General features: G+C 66.7%; 17 protein-coding genes and 2 tRNA genes. 13 read left to right on the top strand and 6 right to left on the bottom strand.

The window, feature by feature from the left end:
* Positions 1-94: 94 nt before the first annotated feature.
* Together EJV47_RS19220 and EJV47_RS19215 are read right to left on the bottom strand one after the other, a co-directional pair.
* Positions 95-5,005: a DUF3320 domain-containing protein gene (locus EJV47_RS19220; RefSeq protein WP_126694798.1), complete on the bottom strand. Its 4,911-nt coding sequence runs from the start codon at positions 5,003-5,005 to the stop codon at positions 95-97.
* A 178-nt stretch (positions 5,006-5,183) separates the two neighbouring features.
* Entirely contained in the window at positions 5,184-6,959 is a 1,776-nt protein-coding gene (locus EJV47_RS19215; RefSeq protein ID WP_424321761.1) for an amino acid permease, read from the bottom strand.
* A gap of 154 nt (positions 6,960-7,113) precedes the next feature.
* Here EJV47_RS19215 and EJV47_RS19210 point away from each other — a divergent pair, with 154 nt between their 5' ends.
* The 7 genes from EJV47_RS19210 to EJV47_RS19180 all read left to right on the top strand — a co-directional run bounded on the left by EJV47_RS19210 (position 7,114) and on the right by EJV47_RS19180 (position 12,572).
* Entirely contained in the window at positions 7,114-7,596 is a 483-nt protein-coding gene (locus EJV47_RS19210) for a carboxypeptidase-like regulatory domain-containing protein (protein WP_126694797.1), read from the top strand.
* 65 nt (positions 7,597-7,661) lie between these two features.
* Positions 7,662-8,360: a carboxypeptidase-like regulatory domain-containing protein gene (locus tag EJV47_RS19205; RefSeq protein WP_126694796.1), complete on the top strand. Its 699-nt coding sequence runs from the start codon at positions 7,662-7,664 to the stop codon at positions 8,358-8,360.
* A 59-nt stretch (positions 8,361-8,419) separates the two neighbouring features.
* A complete protein-coding gene (locus EJV47_RS19200) occupies positions 8,420-9,178 on the top strand; it encodes a peptidase associated/transthyretin-like domain-containing protein (RefSeq protein ID WP_126694795.1) in 759 nt (252 codons plus the stop codon).
* Positions 9,179-9,193: 15 nt separating this feature from the next.
* Positions 9,194-9,883, top strand: coding sequence for a peptidase associated/transthyretin-like domain-containing protein (locus EJV47_RS19195; protein WP_126694794.1), 690 nt, complete (start codon positions 9,194-9,196; stop codon positions 9,881-9,883).
* A gap of 80 nt (positions 9,884-9,963) precedes the next feature.
* A complete protein-coding gene (locus EJV47_RS19190; RefSeq protein ID WP_126694793.1) occupies positions 9,964-10,737 on the top strand; it encodes a peptidase associated/transthyretin-like domain-containing protein in 774 nt (257 codons plus the stop codon).
* A 94-nt stretch (positions 10,738-10,831) separates the two neighbouring features.
* On the top strand, positions 10,832-11,407 hold the full coding sequence (locus EJV47_RS19185) for a carboxypeptidase-like regulatory domain-containing protein (protein WP_126694792.1): 576 nt from the start codon (positions 10,832-10,834) through the stop codon (positions 11,405-11,407).
* Between the two features lie 106 nt (positions 11,408-11,513).
* Complete coding sequence (locus EJV47_RS19180; RefSeq protein ID WP_126694791.1) at positions 11,514-12,572, top strand: lipocalin family protein; 1,059 nt, start codon at positions 11,514-11,516, stop codon at positions 12,570-12,572.
* Between the two features lie 128 nt (positions 12,573-12,700).
* Here the strand turns inward: EJV47_RS19180 and EJV47_RS19175 are convergent, their stop codons facing one another.
* Positions 12,701-13,885 (bottom strand): sensor histidine kinase, encoded by a 1,185-nt coding sequence (locus EJV47_RS19175; RefSeq protein ID WP_126694790.1) that lies wholly within the window; start codon positions 13,883-13,885, stop codon positions 12,701-12,703.
* A gap of 420 nt (positions 13,886-14,305) precedes the next feature.
* Here EJV47_RS19175 and hemA point away from each other — a divergent pair, with 420 nt between their 5' ends.
* Positions 14,306-15,580 carry a glutamyl-tRNA reductase gene (gene hemA, locus EJV47_RS19170; RefSeq protein WP_126694789.1) on the top strand — a complete coding sequence of 425 codons (1,275 nt, stop codon included), beginning with the start codon at positions 14,306-14,308 and terminating at the stop codon, positions 15,578-15,580.
* 290 nt (positions 15,581-15,870) lie between these two features.
* Here hemA and EJV47_RS19165 read toward each other — a convergent pair whose 3' ends face one another.
* Positions 15,871-16,179 carry an ArsR/SmtB family transcription factor gene (locus EJV47_RS19165; RefSeq protein ID WP_126694788.1) on the bottom strand — a complete coding sequence of 103 codons (309 nt, stop codon included), beginning with the start codon at positions 16,177-16,179 and terminating at the stop codon, positions 15,871-15,873.
* Between the two features lie 247 nt (positions 16,180-16,426).
* On the opposite strand from EJV47_RS19165, the gene EJV47_RS19160 reads away from it, so the two are divergent.
* Both EJV47_RS19160 and EJV47_RS19155 read left to right on the top strand, forming a co-directional pair.
* Complete coding sequence (locus tag EJV47_RS19160) at positions 16,427-17,653, top strand: Glu/Leu/Phe/Val dehydrogenase dimerization domain-containing protein (protein ID WP_126694787.1); 1,227 nt, start codon at positions 16,427-16,429, stop codon at positions 17,651-17,653.
* A gap of 172 nt (positions 17,654-17,825) precedes the next feature.
* A complete protein-coding gene (locus EJV47_RS19155; RefSeq protein ID WP_126694786.1) occupies positions 17,826-18,983 on the top strand; it encodes a mechanosensitive ion channel family protein in 1,158 nt (385 codons plus the stop codon).
* A gap of 6 nt (positions 18,984-18,989) precedes the next feature.
* On the opposite strand, the gene EJV47_RS19150 is transcribed toward EJV47_RS19155, so the two are convergent.
* Entirely contained in the window at positions 18,990-20,552 is a 1,563-nt protein-coding gene (locus EJV47_RS19150) for a DUF4139 domain-containing protein (protein WP_126694785.1), read from the bottom strand.
* Between the two features lie 107 nt (positions 20,553-20,659).
* A complete protein-coding gene (locus tag EJV47_RS19145) occupies positions 20,660-21,568 on the bottom strand; it encodes a TerB family tellurite resistance protein (RefSeq protein WP_126694784.1) in 909 nt (302 codons plus the stop codon).
* A gap of 12 nt (positions 21,569-21,580) precedes the next feature.
* Between EJV47_RS19145 and EJV47_RS28130 the strand changes: the two genes are divergently transcribed.
* The 3 genes from EJV47_RS28130 to EJV47_RS19135 all read left to right on the top strand — a co-directional run bounded on the left by EJV47_RS28130 (position 21,581) and on the right by EJV47_RS19135 (position 22,083).
* Positions 21,581-21,742 carry a hypothetical protein gene (locus EJV47_RS28130; RefSeq protein WP_165903830.1) on the top strand — a complete coding sequence of 54 codons (162 nt, stop codon included), beginning with the start codon at positions 21,581-21,583 and terminating at the stop codon, positions 21,740-21,742.
* A 104-nt stretch (positions 21,743-21,846) separates the two neighbouring features.
* Positions 21,847-21,924: transfer RNA gene (locus EJV47_RS19140), tRNA-Val, on the top strand.
* Positions 21,925-22,008: 84 nt separating this feature from the next.
* A tRNA-Val gene (locus tag EJV47_RS19135) sits at positions 22,009-22,083 on the top strand.
* The last annotated feature ends 79 nt before the right edge of the window (positions 22,084-22,162 follow it).

The following is a 22,162-nucleotide window of genomic DNA, read 5'->3' as shown; positions in this document are numbered from 1 at the left end:
AGGTCCGCAGAGGTCGTGCAGAACAGCTCAGCGCACCTCCGCGCAATCCTCTGCGAACCTCTGCGAGAAATCAAATCCGCGTCCCGCACTGGCTCTAACCGCCGAGAACCGGCCGCAGCAAGCCGGCGGCTTCTGCCAGCTCTTCGCCCGCCAGCAGGCCGGCCAATATTTCGTCGAGCTGCTGGCGCATGTCGTCGGAGAGGCGGCTGAAGCCGAGCAGGCGCACGGTGGCCAGGTAGGCCGCTTCGCGGGGCAGGGCGAAACTGTCGGCCACCACGGTGCGCAGGGCGCGGGCCAGCTCCTCGGGGGCCACCAGGGCCAGCTTGCGCGAAATGGCGGGCAGCTGGCTCCGGTCGCGCAGGGGTGGCTGCTGCATGGTGTTTTCCCAGAGAAAGTCGCCCTGCTGGCGCAGATGGCGCAGGTTGGCGGCCAGTTGGGCGGCGGCGCGGCCAGTTTTGCGCATGCGGGCGCCCACCTGCGTGGCCCCGCTGGCCTGGGCCAGACGGCGAGTGGCCTCGTCCACGTGGATGGGGCTTTCGATGCGCACCACCTGCGCCAGCCAGTTGGCCAGCTGGCCCAGGGAATGTTGGTGCAATTCGCGGTGGGCCACGGCGGCGGGCAGCTGGGCCAGCTGGTAGGGCTCGGCCCGGGAGGCCGCCGGGGCCGCGGCTGCTTCCCGCTCGACGTCGACCACCACAGCCGATGCCGCCACTGCCGGCCCGGGCTCTTCGGCGGGCGGCTCAGGCGTGGGTCGCCGGGCCTGCTCAATGGCCTGCACGGCCCGCTCGGTGGCGGCAGCCGGGTCGCGCAGCCAGTCGACGCTCCAGATGCGGTGCAGGCGCCAGCCCACGGCTTCGAGCTGCTGCTGGCGCAGCCGGTCCCGGTCGCGGGCCGAGCGGGCCGCCTGGTACATGGCCCCGTCGCAGACGATGCCCAGCAGGTAGCGGCCCGACTGCGCGGGGTCGACGACGGCCAGATCGAGGTGGAAGCCCTGGGAGCCCAGCCGCGGGTGCAGCTCATAGCCGCGCGCCGAGAGGGCGCGGTACACGGCGTCTTCGAAGGGGCCGTCGGGCAGGTTGGGGCCGGCGGGCTCATCGGGGCGCAGGCGGCCGTGCTGGGCGAAGTAAAGGAAGATCTTGAGGTCGGCCACGCCCTGGGCGCGGCTGCGGCTGAGGTCGAGGTCGTCGGCCGTGAGGTTGGTAAATACCTCGCAGCGCTGCCGGGCGCGGGAAATCAGCACGTTGAGGCGCCGCTCCCCGCCGGCTCCGTTGAGCGGGCCGAAGCTCATGCTCAGGCGGCCTTCGCGGGTGCGGCCGTAGCCGATGCTGATCAGAATCACGTCGCGCTCATCGCCCTGCACGTTTTCCAGGTTCTTGACGAAAAACGGCTCGTGGGCGTGGCGGGCGAAGAAAGCCTCGGTGTCGGGGTGCTGGCGGCGCAGCGGCTCCAGCGCATCCTCGATGGCCTGGCGCTGGGCCATGCTGAACGCCACCACTCCCAAGGTGAGCCGGGGCGTGGCGCGGGCGTGCTGCAGCACGGCTTCGGCCACGGCCCGGGCTTCGAGCGGGTTGGTGCGGGTGCTGCCCCGCTCGTAGTAAGCGTCGGGCAGGTGGTGATAGGCCAGCCCGAGCGGCCCGGCGCCGACCGGGCGGCCGGGGCTGGGGAAGACGACGAGCTGGTCGTGGTAGTACAGGTGGTTCGACGGGGCAATGAGGGCGTGGTGGCGGGAGCGGTAGTGCCAGCGCAGCATACGCTCGGGCATCTGCCGGGCCTTGCACAGCTCCAGGATGCTCGGAATGTCGGCCGTCACGTTTTCCTCGTCGGGCTCGTCCTGCTCCCCGCCGCCGGTCAGCGCGTCGAAGAAGGAGCTGGGCGGCAGCTGCTTGGAGTCGCCGACTACCACCAGCTGCCGGCCGCGGGCAATGGCACCGAGGGCATCGACGGGCTTGACCTGCGAGGCTTCGTCGAACACCACCAGGTCGAACTCCACCGCGCCGGGCGGCAGGAAGCTGGCCACCGACAGGGGCGACATCATCAGCACCGGCTTGATGGCCTGCACCGCCCGGCCGGCCTGCTCCATGAGGCGGCGCGGGGCGAGGTGGCGGGTTTTCTTGGCCAGCTCGTGGCGTAGCACCAGCATCTGCCCGGCGGCCTGCAGGTGGGGCAGCTGTTCGTGGTGCTGGCGCAGGGCCCGGATGCGGTGATGTAGCAGCGCGGCCTGGTCGGCAGCGCGGAAGCGGGCCAGGGTTTCCTCGTGGGCGGCGCGCTCAAACTGCCGCAGGGCCGGGTGCTGCTCGAAAGCCAGGCGCTGCAGGTATTCCAGCCAGGTCTGCCGGGTGGCGGCGGTCAGGTGGCGGGCCGCCTCGGGCCAGCTTTCGGCCAGCAGCAGCAGCTCGGGCAGCCCTTCGGCCTGGGCCGCGGCGGCCGCGTTGCCCCACTCCACGGCCGGGTGCAGGGCGGGCAGGTTGGCCGCCCAGGCTTCCAGGGCGCTGAGCTGCCGGGCAAAAGGCTGCAGCTGTAGGCGCCCCTCGGGCCCGAAGCGGCGGGTTTCGTTCAGCTGCAGCGCTTCGACCACAGACTCCAGGGCCGCGCGGTGGCGGGCCAGGGCGGCTTCGAGGGTGAGGAGCTTGGCAGGCAGCGACTGGGCGGCCGGCTCAACGTCCGCAACGATAGTGGTGCTGCGACTGGGAGCGGTAGTACCACTGGCGGCTTCGGCCAGCACGGTCAGCAGGGAGGCTGGCAGCTGGTGGTGGGCAATGCGCTGGTGGGTGAGCGTGAGGTAGTCGGCCACGCGGCGCAGGGCGGGCCAGTCGGAGCGCAGGCCCTGCCAGGCGGGGCCGAACAATGCGGCCGCCCAGGCTCCGGCTTGCTGCACGGTCTGGGCGTGACGGGCGGCCTCCTGCACGGCATCGAGGGCGGCTACGAGCGGGGCGTTGTCGTCGGGCAGGGGGGCGCGCCAGAGACTTTGCAGGCGGCGGCGGGCCCGGCGGTAGTCGCCGCTCAAAAAGCGCCACCACTTCGTGCCGTAGCTCAGCAGGGCGGCGCGCTCGGGGCCCAGCGGCTCGGCCCAGGCTTCGGGCAGCAACACAGCGTCGTACTCGGCGTGCAGGCGGTTGTATTCCGGGCCGGCCGCCAGCACCTCTTGTAGCTGAGCAGCTTGGACGCTCCACGCTCCACCCGCCACATCGACGCCTACCAGGCTGGGAGCCAGCTGCAAATGGCGGGCGGCGGGCAGCAGGGCTTCGGCGGCCTGGCGGTCAGGGGGTGGGGGCTGGCGCAGCGGGGCGGCCAGGGCGGCAGCGGCAGCCTGCAGGGCGGCTACGGCCGCGGCGGCTTCGCGCAGATGCAGGGCCAGCGCGTTTTGCTCGGCGGGCAAGAGTACCGTCAGCTCACTGCCCCAGAACAGCAGCTCCCGGGGCAGACCGATTTTGCGCAGCGTGGCCTGCAGGCGGGCGGCCACGTCCTCGGCGCGGGCCGCCTCGGCGTCGGTCCACTCGGCCAGCTGGGCGAAGGGAATACGCGGCAGCTCCACCGGGCCGAGTTGCTCCCGCAGTTGCAGCAGCTCGCCGGCTACCTGCTGGGCGGTGCGGCGGCTGCGGCCCAGCGGGGCATTCACGGCCAGGGCGTAGTCGTTGAGCTGCTGGCGGTAGCGCGGCAGCTGGGCTACCTGCTCGTCAGTGGGCGCGGGGGCCGGGCGGCCCAGGCTCAGGGTGGTTCGGAGCTCTTCGAGCAGGGCTTTCTTGTTGGCCTTGTGCGAGTGCAGCTCCAGACAGGCGGCGCCCAGGCCCAGCGCGTCGAGGCGGCGCTTCACCACGTCCAGGGCGGCCATCTTCTCGGCCACGAACAGCACCCGCTTGCCCGCCCCGATGGCCTCGGCCAGCAGGTTGGTAATGGTTTGCGACTTGCCCGTGCCGGGCGGGCCCTGGATAACCAGGTTGCGCCCCTCGCGCACGGCCAGCAAAGCCAGCAGCTGCGAGGAATCGGCGTCGAGGACCTGGTGCAGCTGGTGGGCGGCGGGCTCCGCGTCCAGGAACGTGGAGTCGTCGAGGCTGGGCGCGGGGTCCTGGAAGCCGGCTTCGGGGCCAAGCAGGGCCTGAATGGCGGGGTGCGTTAGCAGGGCGTCGGCGGGCCAGGCCGCCGGGTTCAGGTCGTGGTAGAGGCGCAGCTTGGTGAAGGAGAAAAAGCCCAGCTCGATGTGGTCGGGCTCGATGAGCCAGCGCGGCTGCCCGGCCACGGCCTGCTGCACGGCGGCGTAGTAGGCCGTGGGGTCGTCGTCGGGCTCGGCGGGCAGGGGCAGGTTGAGGCCGAAATCGGCCAGCAGCCGGGCTTGCAGGCTGAGGTTGGCTTCCACCTCGCCGCCCGTCCAGCGCAGCCGAAACCGCTCGGCCGCGCCGTTGCGCTCCAGCCCCACCGGCAGCAGCAGTAGCGGGGCGTAGCGCGGCTCGGGGCTGCTGCTCGTCTCGTACCAGCGCAGCCGGCCCAGGGCCAGGTACAGAATGCCCACGCCTTGCTCTTCCAGGCTGGTGCGGGCCGTGTAGTAGGTGTTGAGCAGGCGGCGTTCCAGCGCGGCGGCCGGCTCGGCCGTCTGCAGCCGCCCGTCGAGCGGGTCTACCGGCACGCTCACGCCGTTGATGTCCACCGGCACGGTGTCGGGGCCGGGCTCCGCCGACTCGGGCAGCGGGCGGCCGTGGCGCCGGGCGGCCGCTTGCTCGGCCAGGCTCACGGGCTCCGTCGGGGCGGCTTTCCAGCCTACCGGGGCGGCGCCGGGCGCCGGGGGCAGCGGGGCGAAGCTCAGGGCGCGCAGCCGCTGGGTGAGCAGCTGCAGCACCGCGGCCGACTTCTCCCCCACCACCGTCACGCCCCGCACCCGCGAGGGACGGAAGTTCAGCAGCGGATTGCGCAGGCTCAGGTCCAGCAGCTCCTGCCGCGCCGCCGCCAGCCGGGCCCGCAGGGCGGCGGGGTCAGCAAAGGAAGCAGGCGGTGTAGGGCGGAGCGGGGCAGACATGAATACCAAAGATAACCTGCGGCTGAGCTGCCGAAACAATAAGCCCCGCTGCTGGTAGGCAGCGGGGCTTTTCAAATCCGTGGCGTCAGCACCGCTGACCTTCAATCCGGCAAGGCCCGCGCGACAATGCGGGCCTACGTTTCGGTACCCGAAGCGGGCAAGCGCCGTGGCATATGTTTTAGCGCGCCGCGGCCACCTTGTTCAGCTTGGAGTGCTTGAAGCCGTAGTTGAAGTAAATGGCCAGGCCGATAATCAGCCAGCCCGTAAACCAGATCCAGTTGGTCACGTGCAGCTGGGCCATCAGGTAGAGGTTGATGAGCAAGCCCAGCACCGGCAGCAGGGACAGGCGCTTGGTAAACGACACCACCGCCAGCAGCACGCAGGCCAGCAGGAACACCAGCATGGGAATCTGCGACTGGAAGCCTTCCGAGCCGTTGGCAAAGGCCAGGTTCTGCCCGAACTCGCGCACGGCCTCGGGCGCCTGCGTCAGCACCAGCACCGCGCCCAGCACCAGAATCAGCGGCACCAGGAAGCGGCCGTTGACGTAGGGCACCTTGAAGCGGGCGTTGCTTTTGCCGTAGGGGTCGATAATGAGGATGCCGCCGCACACCAGGGCAAAGGCGAACAGGGTGCCGATGCTGGTCAGGTCGACCACGAAGTCCATGTTCATGAACAAGGCCGGCACGCCCACGAACAGGCCCGTGACGATGGTCGAGAACGAGGGCGTGTGGAATTTGGGGTGGATGCGGGCAAACACCGGCGGCAGCAGCCCGTCCCGGCTCATGGTCATCCAGATGCGCGGCTGGCCCAGCTGGAATACCAGCAGCACCGAGGCCATGGCAAACACCGCCGACACGGCCACGATACCGCCCAGCCAGGTCACGCCCACTTTGTTGAACACGTAGGCCAGCGGGTCGCCCACGGCCAGCTCCTTGTAGTTCACCATACCCGTCAGCACCAGGGTGATGATGACGTAGAGGATGGTGCAGATAATCAGCGCGTAAATCATGGCCCGCGGCAAATCCCGCTGCGGGTTTTTGCACTCCTCGGCCGTGGTGCTGATGGCGTCGAAGCCGATGTAAGCGAAGAACACGGCCGACACGCCCTTGAGCACGCCGCTCAGCCCGTTCGGGGCGAAGGGGCTCCAGTTGGCCGGCTGCACGTAGAAGGCGCCCACCAGGATGACCACCGCCACCACCAGCAGCTTCAGCAGCACCAGCAGGTTGGAGGCCGTCTTCGATTCCTTGATGCCGATGTACACCAGACTGGTAATCACGGCCGTAATCAAAAATGCGGGCAGGTCGACCACCAGTTTCCAGTCGCCAAACAGCGTCGGGGCCTGGGCCCAGGTGGTGTAGGCTTTCATCTGGTCGGGCGAGGCGTCGGCCAGGGGCTTGCCGGCCTGCATCAGCGCCAGTACGGCCTCGTAGCCGCTGTGGGCCTTCTGCCAGCCCATGGTGAGCCAGCCGGGCAAATGGATACCGACGCCGTGCAGCAGCCCGGTGAAGTACGACGACCAGCTGATGGCTACCACGATGTTGCCCACGGCGTACTCCATAATCAAGGCCCAGCCGATAATCCAGGCGGCCAGCTCCCCGAAGGAGGCGTAGGCGTAGGTGTAGGCCGAGCCCGACACCGGAATGGTGGCCGCAAACTGCGCGTAGCACAAGGCCGAGAAGGCGCAGGCAATGGCGGTGAAGACGAACAGCAGCGACACGGCCGGGCCGCCGTCGTGGGAGGCCGTGCCGATGGTGCTGAAAATGCCCGCCCCGATAACGGCGGCAATGCCCAGCGCGGTCAGGTCGCGCACGGTCAGGTGCCGGGCCAGGCCATGCTCGCCGGGGTGGGAGCCGTGCAGGTCTTCGTCGGCGGGCGGGTTGGCCAGCAAATCAGACAGCGCCTTGCGCCGGAACAAGCCGGCGGAGCGCGAGGGAGGAAGCGTAGAGGGAGGCAAAGCGGGGGAGAATAAATTTTGGAGGCCCAAAAGATAGAAAATAATGCGCCGGGGCGGTCAAACCGCGGCCCCGCCGCGTGTGGAAAGGCGGGTGTGGCGGCATCATCAAGGCAGCGGCCCCACTCCGGCCGCTGGCTCATTCTCCCCTCGTCGCGTGCCTTACTTCATCCTCCCTCCCGCCCTGTGGCTGGTGCTGCTGCTGGCCGGCCCACCCGCATCGGCGCGCCGCCTGCCGCCGAGCATCAGCGCCCCCGATACGCTCTACCGCTGGGGCCGCGTCCGGGACGAGCGGGGCCGCCCCCTGCCCGGGCTGACGGTGCGCTTCCGCCGCCTCCGCCTGGCCGTCACCACCGATTCGACGGGCAACTTCCTGCTGGCCGTGCCGATGCGCCGGGCCCGGCGCCTCACCCACGACGAGCTGCTGATCGACGGGCCGGCCGGGCTGCACCGGGAAGCCGTGGCCCTGTTCGCGCCCGGCCCCATTCAGGTGCACCTGGCGGCGGCCGGCTTCCAGTTGCGTTCCGCCGAATGCACGGCCGAGGATATCCTGGGCCCGGAGCGGGCGGCCGCCCTGCGTCGGCAGGCCCGCCGGCAGCGCCGGACAGCGGCGGATACCGCGGTGGATGCGCGGCGCTAGACGGCGGGCAGAATAAGCGGACCTGCTAGGGCGTTATCTTTCTCAACCAACTACTTCTACCGACCATGTCCGCCCGTCTTTCCATTCCGCAGCCCTGCCCCGCCAACTGGGAGCAGATGACGCCCGCAGCAGGGGGCCGTTACTGCGCCACCTGCGAGAAAGTGGTGGTCGACTTTACCCGGATGAGCGAGGCGGAAGTGCTGGCTTGGCTCAGCCGCCACGGGCGCACTTGCGGGCGGTTCGGGCCCGGGCAGCTGGCCGCGCCCCCTGTCCCGCGCAGCTGGGCTACCTGGCTGGCCGCCGCGGCCGTGGCCCTGAGCGGCTGCGAATCGGCCCCGCCCCCCCCGTCCGAGCACCTCATGGGCGAATTGGAGCTGCCCGCCGCTACGGCCACCACAGCCATTCGCGGCCGGGTGCTCAGTGAGGATGGCGCGCCGCTGGCCGGGGCCTTCGTCAGCAGCCGGGCCGATACCGCCGTGCACACCCGCACCCAGCCCGATGGCTCCTTCGAGCTGGTGCTGCCCGCCGCCCTGGCCGATTCGCTGCTGCTGGTAGCTCAGCCGCCCACCGCGGAGCAGCAGTACGTTCCCCGGCTGGTTCATCCCGGCCGCAATCTGGTCGTGCGCCTGCGCTTGCACCCCGATATCCTAGGTGAGTTTGAGTTGCAGCCGGGCGAAACCATTCTAGCCCCCACGGCTCCACCGCCCCCGCCGCCCAAGCTCAGCACGGTCAAATTCACGCCGCCCAAGCCACTCGCTGACTAGCCGCGGTGTGGAACCGGGCGCGCCGGCGCATCTATCAGGGGCAACCTTCATCCGCCGCCATGCCCCGTGCCCACCTTGCCATTACCGTCAGCCAGCCCTGCGCCGAAAACTGGGCGCAGATGACGCCCACGGTCCAGGGCCACCACTGCGCCGCCTGCGCCAAAACCGTCGTCGACTTCACCCAGAAAACCGACGCGGAGCTGCTGGCCTGGTTTGCGCAGCCGGCCAGCCGCGGCACCTGCGGCCGTTTCCGCCCCGAGCAGCTCGACCGGCCGCTGCTGCCCCCGCCTGCACTAGCCCCGCGCTGGCGCAGCTGGCTGGCGGCAATAGCTGCGCTTTGGGCCTGGCGCACGCCCCTGGTCCTGGCCCAGTCGCCCCCACCGACAGTGCAGTCGCCGCCCACCGTTCGGATGGGCATACCGAGCGGGGTAGCCGGGCCGCCGGTGCAGTTGCCGCCGCTGCTCGTGGGCCAGGTTGTCGGCGGGCCTGGCCAGAAGCCGGTAGCCGGCGCCACGGTTAGGCTGACTGCGGCCAACGTTGCGGTGCTGACTGATAAGCACGGCTGGTTTGAGTTGCGGCCGCCTGCCCCGCTCGACGCCCAGGGCCGGGCCTGGGAGCTAGCGGCCAGTCACCCGCAAGTGCGTCAGGTCGTTGTCTTACTTGCCGCCCCGCAACGCCCGGGCCCGTCCGGCAGTGGCCGCCCGCCGCGGATGGGGGCGCCAACCTTGTCTGGCACCCACTACCAACTCACTGCCCGGCACTGGTCGGGAGTAGCGCGTCGGCTGTGGCTGAGGGCCGGCAGTTGGTTTCGCCATTAACTATCAACCAACACTATGCACCCCAGTATCAGCATCCCCCACCCTTGCCACGTCGGCGCCGAGCAGCTGACGCCCACGGCCGCCGGCTGGCACTGTGCCGCCTGCCAGACGCCGGTTATCGACTTCAGCCGCCTGAGCGAAGCCGACATCCTGGCTTACCTCGCTACGCCCGGCCGGGGCAGCGTGTGCGCCCTCGTATCAACCGGCCCGCCGCCCGTTCCAGCCCGCTCCCGCCGGCCCCGTTGGCTGGCCGTGCTGCTCGCCGTGCTGGGCCTGCGCGCCGCCGCCGCCCCGGCACCGCCCCACGACGCAACTACCCCACCCGCTGGCCCCGCCCCCACGCAGGCGCGGCCGGCCGAAGCAGGCCAGCCCAGCGTGCTGGTCCGCGGGCAGGTACTGGATGATTCGCTCAACGTGCCGGTGGCCGGGGCCTGGGTGTTCGTGGCGGGCACGGTCTACGGTGCCGTGGCCGATGAGCAGGGACGCTTCGAGCTGCCCATTCCGCTCAGCCGGCCGGAAGTGCGCAGCGGCCGGGTGCAGCTGGAAGTGCGGGCTGGCTATTTCTCTTTCGTGCCGCAGCGGCTCACCGTGCCGCTGCCCCCGGGCGCCGCCCCAGCGGCCCTGACGGTGCGGCTGCAATCGGTGCCCGGCCGGGGCCACCTCAAGGGCAAGGTCAAGGTGCAGGAGCCGCCCCGGCGGTTCTGAGCGGTGTTTGAGGCTTGGTTTTCCCGTAGCCAGCCGGTAGTATTATTGTTTGTTCGTCCAAGTCCACTCCGTCTACAGCCATGCCGCGCCCTTCTCTCACCCTCAGCATCCCCCAGCCCTGCACCCAAAGCTGGGCCCAGATGCAGCCGGCAGCTGGTGGCCGGCACTGCCAGTCCTGCGGACACACGGTGGTTGATTTCAGCCAGCTGACCGACGCCGAGGTAGTAGCTTTTTTTGAGCGGGCCCCGGCCACCGCCTGCGGCCGCTTCGCCGCGCACCAGCTCGACCGGCCGCTGCTCGGCGCGGCTCCGCCCGCCCCGCGCTGGCGCACCTGGCTGACGGCCGCCGCCACTCTCGTGGTCAGCACGTTGGCCACTTTCACGGCGCGCGGCCAGGCAGCGCCGGATCTGCCCGGCGCGCAGCCTCACCCCGCGCGGGCGGCCGGCCGGGCGCCCAAGCCGCGGCCAACGGCGCCGGGCAGCCTCACGCTACGGGGCCGCATTATCGACGCGGCCAGTCAGGAGCCGGTGCCGTTTGCCTCGCTGGGCCTCGTGCAGCTGGGCATCGGTGCCCTGAGCAATGAGCACGGCTACTACGAGCTGACGGTATCGGCGCAGCAGCTGGCCCAGCAGCCCACCGATACCCTGCTCGTCCAGGGCCTGGGGTACTGGCGCCACGCGCAGCTGCTGGAACTGCCCGCCGCCGCTACCGCGCCCGTCGAGGTGCAGATTACCCGGCGGCCGCTCGGGCCCGGCTCGGGTATTACCGTCACGGCAGGTATCGTGGTGCGTGCCCCTGCCGACGCCCCGCCCGCCCCCGCCGCCCCGCCGCGCAAAGCCCGGCGGCGCCGCTAGAGTCCTACTTGCGCCGGGGCAAAGCCCCCTGCCGCGGCAAAAAGGCCAACCAACCAGCAGCCGGCGGCGTACCTTGCGCGCCCTTTCCCCTTTTATGCCCCATCGTTACCCGATTTTTCGCGCCTCGCGCTGGTTGACGGCCGGCCGGCTGAGTCTGGCCGGCGCCTTCCTGCTGGCCACTCCGGCGGCCCCCGTTGCCCAAGCCACCAGCCCTGGTCACCCCGTTTCGGCCCCAGCACCTGCCCCCACCGACACCGCCTTCTGGCGCCTGCGCGGCCGGGTACTCGATGCCTACACCGCCGAGCCCCTGCCCTACGCCGCCCTCTGGCTCAAGCACCTGACGCTGGGCACCCAGAGCGACGAGCAGGGCTACTTCAGCTTCACGCTCAGCGCCGAGCAGCTGGCCGATTTTCCCGCCGACACCCTGCAAATCACGGCGCCCGCGTTCCGCCTGCAGGCCCAGCCCATCGTGTTCGGGCAGCAGCCCGCCGATTCGCTGCTGCGCATCGTGCTGGCCCGCGACTCGGCCGTGGCCCAACACGCCCCGCTGCTGGCGGCCACCGATAGGCGTAGCCGCCGGGCGGCGGCCAGTGCCGCGGCGGCCGCTGCTACGCCACCGGCGGCGGTACCGCGGCGCAGCTTCTGGCAGCGACTTTTCGGCGGCCGGTAACAAGCAGGCGCCCGGTCCCGGCGCAGCTATACGGGGCAGGTTGCGCCGGGCTTGGCCGCCCGTACGCCCCGAAACTTTTCCGCCGGTCCGGGGCTTGTTCTTCCCGATGAATAAGCTGCTTTCGGCCGCTACGGCCTTATTTCTACTTACCGGCTGCCTGCTCCGTCCTACCGCCAAGCACGATAAAGTGGCGGAACGCGCCCAGCTCCCGCTGGAGGAAGCCGTGCACCCGCGCAACTCGGTGGAATGGTGGTACTTCACCGGCCACCTGCGCGACCAGCAATCCGGCGAGCAGTACGGCATTGAGTACGTGTTTTTCCACTTTAACCCCTCGGGCAAGCGCGACTACCTGATGGTAAACGTGGCCGTGACGGACCCCAAGCGCCAACGTTTCCACTACGACTACGCCCTGCAGCCCCAGCGCCGCATCCTGCCCGACTCCTTGCCCATCCGGCTGCGCCTGCCCAAAGACGACCAAGTGTGGATGCTCGACGGGCAGGAGGGCCGCTACCAGATTTCGGCCCAGCTGCCCGCCCACCCCGGTACCGGCTTCCGGCTGACGACCACGCCCGCCAAGCCCGCCCTGCTGCACGGCGGCACCGGCTACGAGCAGTATGGCGACCTGGCCCGGGCCGGCTACTACAGCTACCCGCGCCTCAGCACCACCGGCACGCTCACCCTCGACGGGCAGCCTCGCCAAGTAGCGGGCGAGCTGTGGTACGACCGGCAGTGGAACTGCGGCAGCGTCAACAAGCGGCACATTGCCTGGGACTGGCTTAGCATCCAGCTCGACGGCACGCGCGACGATTTGATGCTCTACGCCGTGCACAACAAGAAAACCCAGCAGCTCATCAGCGGCGGCTCCCTGTTTGGCCCCCAGGGCGAAAACCTGCACCTGGCCCAGCAGGACTTCCAGCTCGAACCGCTCGACTACTGGCAAAGCCCCACGACCGGCCGCCGCTACCCCGCCCGCTGGCGCGTGCAGGTGCCCACCAAAGGCTACGACCTTACCGTGGAGCCGCTGGTGCCCCACCAGGAGCTGAGTCTCAACCTGTTCAAGGCCCTGCCCAACCTCAACTACTGGGAAGGCATGTGCCGCGTGACCGGCACCCAGCACGGCCGGCCCGTCACCGGCAACGCCTACGTGGAAATAACCAACCGGTGAGGTAGCGCGGGCTTAAGCCCGCGTCCACCAGATAGTAATCTACCTCTCAGCCCGGTAGTCGTTCAACGACCGTCGTTCGGGCGGACGCGGGCTTAACAGAAGGAAGGCGTAGCCAAGCCCGCGCTACCTCACCCATTCAGCAAAATCCGGAACGTGGTGCCTTTGCCGACTTCCGACCAGCGCACGTACAGGCGGCCTTTGTGGTAGTTCTCGATGATGCGCTTGGCCAGGGCCAGGCCCAGGCCCCAGCCGCGCTTTTTGGTGGTGTAGCCGGGCTGAAACACCGTGTCGAATTTGCTCTTGGGAATGCCTTTGCCGGTGTCGGTGATATCGAGGGCAATCTGCTTGTTGTTGCGCCCGCCGTGGCGCAGAATCAGCGTGATGGAGCCCCGGCCCTCCATGGCGTCGACGGCGTTCTTGCAGATGTTCTCGATAACCCACTCCAGCAGCGGCACGTTGACGCTGGCCGTGGTGGCCGGGTCCAGCAGGCTTTCCACTTTGAAGACCACCTTGCGCGAAACGCGCACTTTCAGGTAGTCGATGGCCCGCTCGGCCACGTCGCGGATGTTCTCGTCCTTGAGCACCGGCACCGAACCGATATTCGAGAACCGCTCCGTAATAATCTGCAGGCGCTTCACGTCCTTGGCCAGCTCCTCCACCACCGGCTCGCCCTGAAAGCGTTCCGACTCCTGCATGTAGTTCTGCCAGGCCATCAGGCTGCTGAGCGGGGTGCCCAGCTGGTGCGCGGTTTCCTTGGCCAGGCCCACCCACACCCGGTTCTGCTCGGCCCGGCGCGAGGTACTGAACACCATGTAGGCAATGACGCCCAGCGAGGCAATGACGCCCAGCTGCACCAGCGGGTAGGTTTTGAGCTGGGTCAGAATCTGGGAGTCCTTGTAATAGATGTAGTTGCGCAGGCCCATACCCAGATTCACCACTACCGGCGGGTGCAGCTCCTTCATCTCGGCTATTTCCCTTCGCAACAGCGCATCCTTCTGAGCTTCCGACAGTGCCTCGGGCACCGTCAGGTTTTTGTATTGGATGATATTTTCTTCTCCGTCCGTCAGGATAACCGGAATGGTGGTGTTGGCTTCGATGATTTCGGTGTTCAGGAAAGCCATGTTGGCGTCTTCCACCTCGGTACTGATCAAGAAGCGTAACGTACGGGCGTACAGGTTAATCTGCTGCTGCTCCCGCTCCGAGAGGCGGCGCACCAGCAGGTTGGTATAAATCACCGTGACGGCGCCGATAACCAGCGCCAGTACCACGATGACGAGCTTGATCCGGGATTTTTGGTCGTAGATGGGGAGCACAGCCAGAGAAAAACGCCGCTACAGGCAACCAATCAGTTACGCTGAACGCGTGCAAGGACTGCGAAAGTACGTAGCCCCGCCCGCCACCGATGCCCCACCGTCCGCCCAAATCCAATTTCTCCCCTGCGCCCCGCCGAATTATGCAATGATTCTGCTCCCTGGCCTGGCCGGCGCCCACATCATTGGGGGATTGACGCCACCCGCTGCCGCTATATACCTTTAACCCGTTGTTCGTAAAGCCCTTAAAACGATGGCTGGCCAGCTGATTTTCGTCAGCTGAACGAGTCGTTAACCCTTTTTAACCCGCCAAAAACGCACTTCACCCCGGCGCCGAACCGTCTTACTTGTTTTCGGGTTTTTACCCTAGCGAATTGCGCCGTAATTTTGTCGTCCACTTCTACGTCGCCCGTAGCACCTGCTATGACCCACCCGTTCAAGGCCGTAGGGCTATCCTATAAAACCGCACCCCTCGCGATTCGCGAGCTGATTGCGTTGGATGAACCGGCCTGCCGTCGTTTCCTCGACACGCTGCACCAGCAGCTCGGCCTGTCGGATTTGCTCGTGCTGAGCACCTGCAACCGCACCGAAATCTACTACGCCGCCGAGCGCGACCAGAGCCCCGCCATCATCGAGGCCCTCGGCCAGCTCAAAGGCGTTCAGGATATTACCGATTACTACGAGTACTTCCACGTCCGCAACAGCTGCGACGAGGCCGCCCGGCACCTCTTCGAGGTAGCCATGGGCCTCGACGCCCAGGTGGTGGGCGACCTGCAGATCAGCAACCAGGTAAAGCAGGCCTACCAGTGGTCGGCCGATGCCGACGCCGCCGGGCCCTTCCTGCACCGCCTGCTGCACTCGGTGTTCTTCACCAACAAGCGCGTGCAGCAGGAAACCAACTTCCGCGACGGGGCCGCCTCCACCTCCTACGCCGCCATGGAGCTGGTGGAGGAGCTGACCGCCGACGTGGCCAACCCGCGCGTGCTGGTCGTGGGTCTGGGCGAAATCGGCGCCGACGTGTGCCGCCACCTCGCCGCCAACAAGGACTTCTCGGACGTGACCATCTGCAACCGCACCCGCTCCAAGGCCGAACTGCTGGCCGCCGAGTGCGAGGGGCTGAAAGTCATTGACTTCGAAAACCTGAGCGAAGCCCTGCGCGACGCCGACGTCATTATCTCCTCCATTGCCCGCGACACGCCTTACTTCACCGTGGAACTGGTGGAGCGCCTGGAAGTGCTGAGCTACAAGTTCTTCATCGACCTGTCGGTGCCGCGCAGCATTGAGGCCGACGTGGAGCAAGTGCCCGGCGTGCTGCTTTACAACATCGACGCCATTCAGAGCCGCGCCACTGCCGCCGTGGAGCGCCGCCTGGCCGCCGTGCCGCAGGTGCGCAGCATCATCGAGGAAACCCTCGCCGGCCTCGACGAGTGGAGCCGCGAAATGATGGTGGGCCCGGTGATTCAGAAAATCAAGGGCGCCCTGGAACACCTGCGCCAGGAAGAGCTGGACCGCTACCAGAAAAAAGTGACGCCCGAGGAAGCCAAGCGCCTCGACGACATCACCAAGAGCCTGATGCAGAAGGTACTAAAGCAGCACGTGCTGCAGCTCAAAGCCGCCTGCAAGCGCGACGAAGCCGACCAGCTCATCGACGTGCTCAACGACTTGTTTGACCTGGAGCGGCAGCAGGCCACGGCCTAACGGCCGCTTTTGCCCGGACAGATGTAGCGCCACCGTCCAGCCGCGGTGGCGCTGTCGTTTATATCACCTGCGCCGCGTGCGTCGTAGCGCGAAGCTCCGCTTCGCGTATTCTAAACGACTCGTTGAACGACCATCATGGTATATCTGTCAACGACAAACGTGCTGGGTACGCGAAGCAGAGCTTCGCGCTACGACACAGACGACACCACCCCGTCCAAAAACCCGAAGGCCCTGCGTCTCGCGTGGAGACGCAGGGCCTTCGGACTTCGGCCGGGTTAGCGGCGCATCCCTTACAGCGTATCACAGCAGCCTTCGAGCGTGTCGATAACGTCGAGCAGCTTGGGAATGGAGAGGGAGTAGTAGATTTTAGTACCGACCTTAAACGACGAGAGGATGCCGCGGTCTTTCAGGGTGATAAGGTGCTGAGAGGCAATAGCCTGCGGAAGGCCGAGCGTGCGGTAGATTTCCGTCACGGTCATTTTATCTTCTTTGCCCAGCAAATCGACGATGGCCAAGCGCTTGGGGTGAGCCAGCACTTTCAGCATCGCCGCAGCCTTATCCACTTTCTTCGATTCTACGCGCGAAAGCAGTGGTTTCATGGAGACGTACGAGGGTGGAATTATGCTCCGTGGTGATACGGTACGGGTAATACGTGCGACCTATACTCTAAAGTTCCTATACAGCCGGGGATTTTGTCTCATTTCGGGATGAATGACTTTCTGCCAGCTACCTGCGCGCAGAAATTTCCGGCCATTGGCCCGGTCGCAGTACCTTTGGCGGCGAGCGGCCCAGCTGCCCGGTTTGCACCTTTTCCCCTTCTCCTCCCCCACCTTTTACCCGCTGAGTATGCGCGACTTACTGGCCACCTTCGAAAACAAGCGTCCTGAAATCGTCTTTGAGTGGAAAGACTCCGAAACCGAGGCCGAGGGCTGGGTGGTCATCAACTCGCTGCGGGGCGGGGCAGCCGGCGGCGGCACCCGCATGCGCAAGGGCCTCGACAAGCGTGAGGTGGAAAGCCTGGCCAAAACCATGGAGGTGAAGTTCACCGTGTCGGGGCCGGCCATCGGCGGGGCCAAGTCGGGCATCAACTTCGACCCGCAGGACCCGCGCAAGCGCGGCGTGCTGGAACGCTGGTACCGCGCCGTCATTCCGCTGCTGAAGAACTACTACGGCACCGGCGGCGACCTGAACGTGGACGAGATTCACGAGGTCATCCCGATTACGGAGGACTATGGCCTGTGGCACCCGCAGGAGGGCATCGTGACGGGGCACTACCGCGCCAGCGAGCCGCAGAAGATTCAGAAAGTGGGCCAGCTGCGCCAGGGCGTGATTAAGGTGGTGGAGGACGAGCTGTACACGCCCGACCGCGCCCGCCGCTACACCGTGGCCGACCTCATCACCGGTTACGGCGTGGCCGAGGCCGTGCGCCACTACTACCAGCTCTGGCCCGGCCAGGACGTGCGGGGCAAGCGCGCCATCATTCAGGGATGGGGCAACGTGGGCGCCGCCGCCGCTTACTACCTGGCCCAGCAGGGTGCCCTCATTACCGGCATCATCGACCGCGCCGGCGGCCTGCTCAAGCCTGAAGGCTTCTCGTTCGAGGAAATCAAGACCCTGCTGCTGCAGCGCCAAGGCAACGCCCTGACGGCCGACAACCTGCTTTCCTTCAACGAGGTGAACGAGCAGATCTGGACCTCGGGCGCCGAAATCTTCGTGCCGGCGGCCGCCTCGCGCCTCGTCACGCGCCAGCAGGTGGAGCAGCTGCTGGCCGGCGGGCTGGAGGTCATCAGCTGCGGGGCCAATGTGCCCTTCGCCGACCCGGAAATCTTCTTCGGCCCCACCGGCGAGTTTGCCGACGCCCACGTGGCCGTGGTACCCGACTTCATTGCCAACTGCGGCATGGCGCGCGTCTTCGCCTACCTGATGGAAACCAACGCGGAAATCACCGACCAGGCCATCTTCGGCGACATCTCGCGCACCATCCTGCGCGCCCTGGAGCGCGCCCGCGCCCAGGGCCGCGACCTGCACCTGGCCCGCACATCCTTCGAGCTGGCCCTGCGGCAGCTGGTGTAAGCGGCTCCCAAAGTCAGAATTGATAGAACGTCATGTCGAGCGAAGCCGAGCCATCTCGCGTGCTGATGCCGGATAGTAACCTCATCGTAGAATTTACTATCTGACCAAACTCGCAAGATGTCTAGGCTTTGCTCGACATGACGTGCCGCCAGTACCCTCTACTCAAGCTTGCATGAACACCAAGGCGCTTCTCAACCAGCAGTTTTTCGGCAATACCGTGGGCGACTATATGGTCTGCGGCATTATCCTGCTGCTGGGCTTCGGGCTGCGGCGGCTCATGTCGCGCATCGTCTCGAAGGTGTTTTACCGGGTGATTAAGCGCTACACCGTGGGCGTGTCGGAGCAGGAGCTGAACGAGCTGCTGATTCAGCCTTTGTCGGTGCTGCTGTTCCTGTTCACGCTGTTTCTGGCCTTCACCGTGCTGGATTACCAGGCCGACGTCACCGACGAGCTGGCCCGCTCTACGCCCTGGCCCAAGAAGCTGGCCTTTGCCCTCTACCAGATTGGCGTCATTTCGGCCCTGGCCTGGGTGGTGCTGCGCCTCATCGACTTCGCCGTGCTGGTGTACCGCCGCCGCGCCGAGCTGCTGACGGCCACCCACAGCCGCCTCGACGCCCAGTTCATTCCCTTTGCCAAGGACTTCATCAAGGTTCTCATCCTGATTTTCGCCTTCCTGGTGATGCTCGGGCAGGTGTTCGGGGTCAACGTGACGGCGCTGATTGGCGGTCTGGGCATTGGCGGCCTGGCTGTGGCCTTCGCCGCCAAGGAAAGCCTGGAAAACCTCATTGCCTCCTTCACCATCTTCCTCGACCGGCCCTTTCAGGTGGGCGACCTGGTGACGGTGGGCGGCATCACGGGCACGGTGGAGAAGATTGGCTTCCGCAGCACCCGCCTGCGCACGGCCGAGAAAAGCTACGTGACCGTGCCCAACAAGTCCATGATTGACAAGCCCCTGGACAACCTCTCCTTGCGCACGGCCCGGCGCGTGGGCTTCACCCTGAACTTCAGCCACGAAACCACCCGGGAGCAGTTGCTGGCCATTGCCAACGAGCTGAGCGCCTACCTGCGCGGCCACGACCGCGTCATCCCCGAAGAGGTCCAGACCAAGCTTACCGCCCTCACCCAGTCGGGCCGCGACCTGACGGTGCAGTACTTCGTGCAGGTGGCTACGTACGACGAATACCTCGACGTCAAGGAGGACGTGAACTACCGCATCCTCGAAATCGTGGAGGCCCACGGCGGCTCCTTCGCCACCAACACCACCGTGGTGCGCATGCTAGCCGACCCGGGCATCAGCTCGGGGCAGTCCAGCAGCGGTTCGGTGCTGTAACCCGGGCTAGCGGAACTTGGGGGAGCTGATGCGGGCCCGGCGGCGGAAAATGCTCACGTTGCGGCGGCTTGGGTATTCGATTTCGAAGCCAAAGCGCAGCTTCTGGCTGGTGTTGGGGGCCATCAGCAGGTTCCAGGTCAGGCGGCCGGTGCGCTCATCCAGCTCGGCCCCGCTGGTTTCCAGGATTTTCACCTCGATTTCCTTTTCGCTCGACACGGGCACTTGGTCCTGCACTTTCAGCCGGATGGCTTCGGCGTGCAGGTTGCGCACGTTCAGCTCGTACACCAGCCGCACGTGCCGGTTGCCGCTCAGCCCCGATTTGCGGTTGAAGTCCTCCAGCTTGGCCCGCCCCACCACAATCCGCTCGTCGTAGCCCAAGGACACTTCCAGGGAATCGTTGTAGGCGCGGCCGTCGAGGGTGGTGCGGCCCACGTAGGAGCCACGGTAGAATACCTGGGCCGAATCAGGCAGCTGCAGGCCTTCCCAGCCCGAAATCTTGGTCTGGCGAATCACCTTTTCGGTCATTTTGGGCAGGGCCAGGTACTCGGGCTGCCCAGCCAGGCGCAGGGAAGGCAGCAGCATGTCGCGGTAGCCGCCCGAGGCCAGCGTGACGGGCTCCGGCGCGTCGTAGCGGCTGCTCTGCGTCATATCGACGGGCCGGCCGGCGGCCGAGCCTTTCACCACGAACTGGTCGACGCGGCCCTCGCCGGCGGTGGCTTCGCCGCCGAAGCTCAGCGTCCAGGGTGCCATCTGCGGCTTCGATACGTCGCTTTCCATTACCTGATTGATCAGCGTGAGCTTTACGCGCGTCCACGGAATGCCCGACTGGTTGCGGAAGTGGGCGTTGGTCACGAACTCTACTTCCCGGCCCGACTCGTTGGCCCGGATATCGAGCTGCGGCTGCCAGCACCAGCTGTTGTTGAAAGCGTAGCGCACCGTCAGCGGCACCGTGACGGGCCGGGCGGCGCGCACCGTCAGCAGCAGCGGCAAATCGGAACGGCTGGGCCGGACGCGGGGCTGCAGGGCGGCGTTCTGCGCCTTCAGCTCCGATTCGCGCGTCTGCAGCTTGTAGGTTTCGAGCTGAATGGCCACCAGGCGCGTGCGCAGCAGCGTGGCGCCGCGCTGCACTTCGGCGCTCCAGTTGGCCTGCGTCCCGGCCGAGAGCGTGCGGTTGGCCAGCAGGAAAGCTTTTTCCTCTTCCAGCCCCTTCAACTCCGCCCCAATACGCAGTAGCTCGTCGGCGTTGCGGCCCAGGCTGTCGGCGGCAGCCCGGTTGGCCGCCGAAAGGGTACGTGCCACCCCGCTTTCGTCGTCGTCGCCCACGGCCATCAGCTCAGCCCCTTCGCCCAGCCGCACTTCCAGGGAGCCGTCGTCGTAGTCGGATATGTCGTTGATCTGTACGCGCGTGATGCCCGCCGGCAGATTCAGGCTGCCCTGGTGCTCCAGCTCGGAGCGGTTCAGATACAGCGTCACGGCCTTCAGCGGCGGACTGACTTCCACGAGCTGGCGGGTTTGGGCGTAGCCCGGCAGCGAGCCGGCCAGAAACAATAGTAGTACGCGTATTCTCATGCGGATACAGAATGGATGAATACGCCAAGATGCACACTCCGCCCAGCATAAAAAAACCGGCTGGCCCCGATGGGGCCAGCCGGTGCTGCTTTCATCATGTTGTGACCTTAGCGTCCGCCCAGCAAGCCGCCGAGCAAGCCACCCAGGCCGCCGCCCATCAGCCCGCCGAGGCCGCCGCCGCCGGTGCTGCGCGGGCCCATCTGCGCGTTGCCGCCGAGGCCGCCGAGCACGTTCATGAGGCCGCCGAGGCCGCCGCCGGGCACGCCGTAGCCGGCTGGCTGCCGGCCGTAATTACCGAGGCCGCCCCCGCCGCCCATCATGCCGCCGAGCACACCGCTGCTGAGCACGCCGCCGAGCAGGCCACCCAGGCCGCCCATGCCCGAAGACATACCGCCGCCGCCCAGGATGCCACCGAGGCCACCCATGCCGGACGACATGCCCCCGCCGTAACCGGCCGGGCTATTGCCGCGCCCCATAATCTTCGATAGCACGATAGGTGCGGCTACGGCCAGCAAGCCGCCCAGGGCCGCCTGCGGCGGAATACCCACCGAACGCAGCTTGTCGCCGAGCGAGTCCATGAGGCCCTGCGGGGCTTCGTCGGGCTGTTGGGCGTGGGCCTGCTGGGTCTGGTGCACCACGTTCTCGATGGTTTGCACCTGCTGCTGATTGACGCCCAAATACTGCGAAATCTTGTTGACCATAGCTTCCTCGTCGTTGGCGTAGCTACCGTCGGCCCGGGCAAAGCTGACCAGGTCCGTCACCAGGGAGTAGCGCAGGTTGCTGCCCTTCAGCTGGTCGAGGTTGGCTTTGATGCTTTCGTTGGAGGCGTCCTGCGCAGCGTGCTGCACCTGCTGAATGCCCTGGGGTGAGAGGCCCATTACCTGAGCCATCTGGCTCAAAAACTCGCCTTCGGCCTGCGAGGCTTGCCGGTCGGCCGTAGCCACGCTGGCAATGACACTGAGGTAAGCCGTCTTTTCGGCTTCGGAATACTGGCTGAATACTTCTTCGGGCTGCATGGTAGTAGGTGTTTGGAAAAGGAGGAAGGAAGCGGCAACGCTGCCTACAACGAAGCCCAACCGCTAAATGTTGATGCGGCGCGTTTATTTGGTGCCGCCCTGCTTCTGGCCGCGCCTTCTGTTTTTCGGTTTTACCCGTATTTTTTAGCCTTGATTCTGAAAACGTTGCCGTAGCATTCAGCTAAAACTTGCCTGGAATTGCGAAGGTGGTATTGTGTTTTCTAAAAACACCTGCCATATTTGCATCCACAAACGGGGTAGCTGCCCCGGATGTAGCCGGGGGATTAGCTCAGCTGGTTCAGAGCATCTGCCTTACAAGCAGAGGGTCGGCGGTTCGAACCCGTCATCCCCCACCACTGAAAGTCAGCCACTTAGTATTGCTACTGAGTGGTTTTTCTTTTCCTTGCGAATCGCGTCCGCTCCGGCTGGCGGTATTCTTCGGGAGGTTAGCTCAGTTGGTTTAGAGCGCTTGCTTCACACGCAAGAGGTCGAAGGTTCGAATCCTTTACTTCCCACTATTGGTTCGGCCACTCCGTTGCAAAACGGAGTGGCTGTTTTGCTTTGTACCACTTGCGGCTCGTACGCGCTCCGCGC

Origin of the sequence: Hymenobacter gummosus, assembly GCF_003970915.1 — a bacterium.
In the GTDB taxonomy this organism is placed as follows: Bacteria; Bacteroidota; Bacteroidia; order Cytophagales; family Hymenobacteraceae; genus Solirubrum; species Solirubrum gummosum.
Note: the sequence above shows the minus strand (reverse complement) of the source record. Positions and strands in the feature narration are given on the sequence as shown.

Excerpts from the sequence above, each read along its gene's own strand:
- EJV47_RS19220 (WP_126694798.1), bottom strand. The coding sequence starts at position 5,005 with ATGTCTGCCCCGCTCCGCCCTACACCGCCTGCTTCCTTTGCTGACCCC.
- EJV47_RS19205 (WP_126694796.1), top strand. The coding sequence starts at position 7,662 with ATGTCCGCCCGTCTTTCCATTCCGCAGCCCTGCCCCGCCAACTGGGAG.
- EJV47_RS19200 (WP_126694795.1), top strand. The coding sequence starts at position 8,420 with ATGCCCCGTGCCCACCTTGCCATTACCGTCAGCCAGCCCTGCGCCGAA.
- EJV47_RS19195 (WP_126694794.1), top strand. The coding sequence starts at position 9,194 with ATGCACCCCAGTATCAGCATCCCCCACCCTTGCCACGTCGGCGCCGAG.
- EJV47_RS19190 (WP_126694793.1), top strand. The coding sequence starts at position 9,964 with ATGCCGCGCCCTTCTCTCACCCTCAGCATCCCCCAGCCCTGCACCCAA.
- EJV47_RS19185 (WP_126694792.1), top strand. The coding sequence starts at position 10,832 with ATGCCCCATCGTTACCCGATTTTTCGCGCCTCGCGCTGGTTGACGGCC.
- EJV47_RS19180 (WP_126694791.1), top strand. The coding sequence starts at position 11,514 with ATGAATAAGCTGCTTTCGGCCGCTACGGCCTTATTTCTACTTACCGGC.
- hemA (WP_126694789.1), top strand. The coding sequence starts at position 14,306 with ATGACCCACCCGTTCAAGGCCGTAGGGCTATCCTATAAAACCGCACCC.
- EJV47_RS19165 (WP_126694788.1), bottom strand. The coding sequence starts at position 16,179 with ATGAAACCACTGCTTTCGCGCGTAGAATCGAAGAAAGTGGATAAGGCT.
- EJV47_RS19160 (WP_126694787.1), top strand. The coding sequence starts at position 16,427 with ATGCGCGACTTACTGGCCACCTTCGAAAACAAGCGTCCTGAAATCGTC.
- EJV47_RS19155 (WP_126694786.1), top strand. The coding sequence starts at position 17,826 with ATGAACACCAAGGCGCTTCTCAACCAGCAGTTTTTCGGCAATACCGTG.
- EJV47_RS19150 (WP_126694785.1), bottom strand. The coding sequence starts at position 20,552 with ATGAGAATACGCGTACTACTATTGTTTCTGGCCGGCTCGCTGCCGGGC.
- EJV47_RS19145 (WP_126694784.1), bottom strand. The coding sequence starts at position 21,568 with ATGCAGCCCGAAGAAGTATTCAGCCAGTATTCCGAAGCCGAAAAGACG.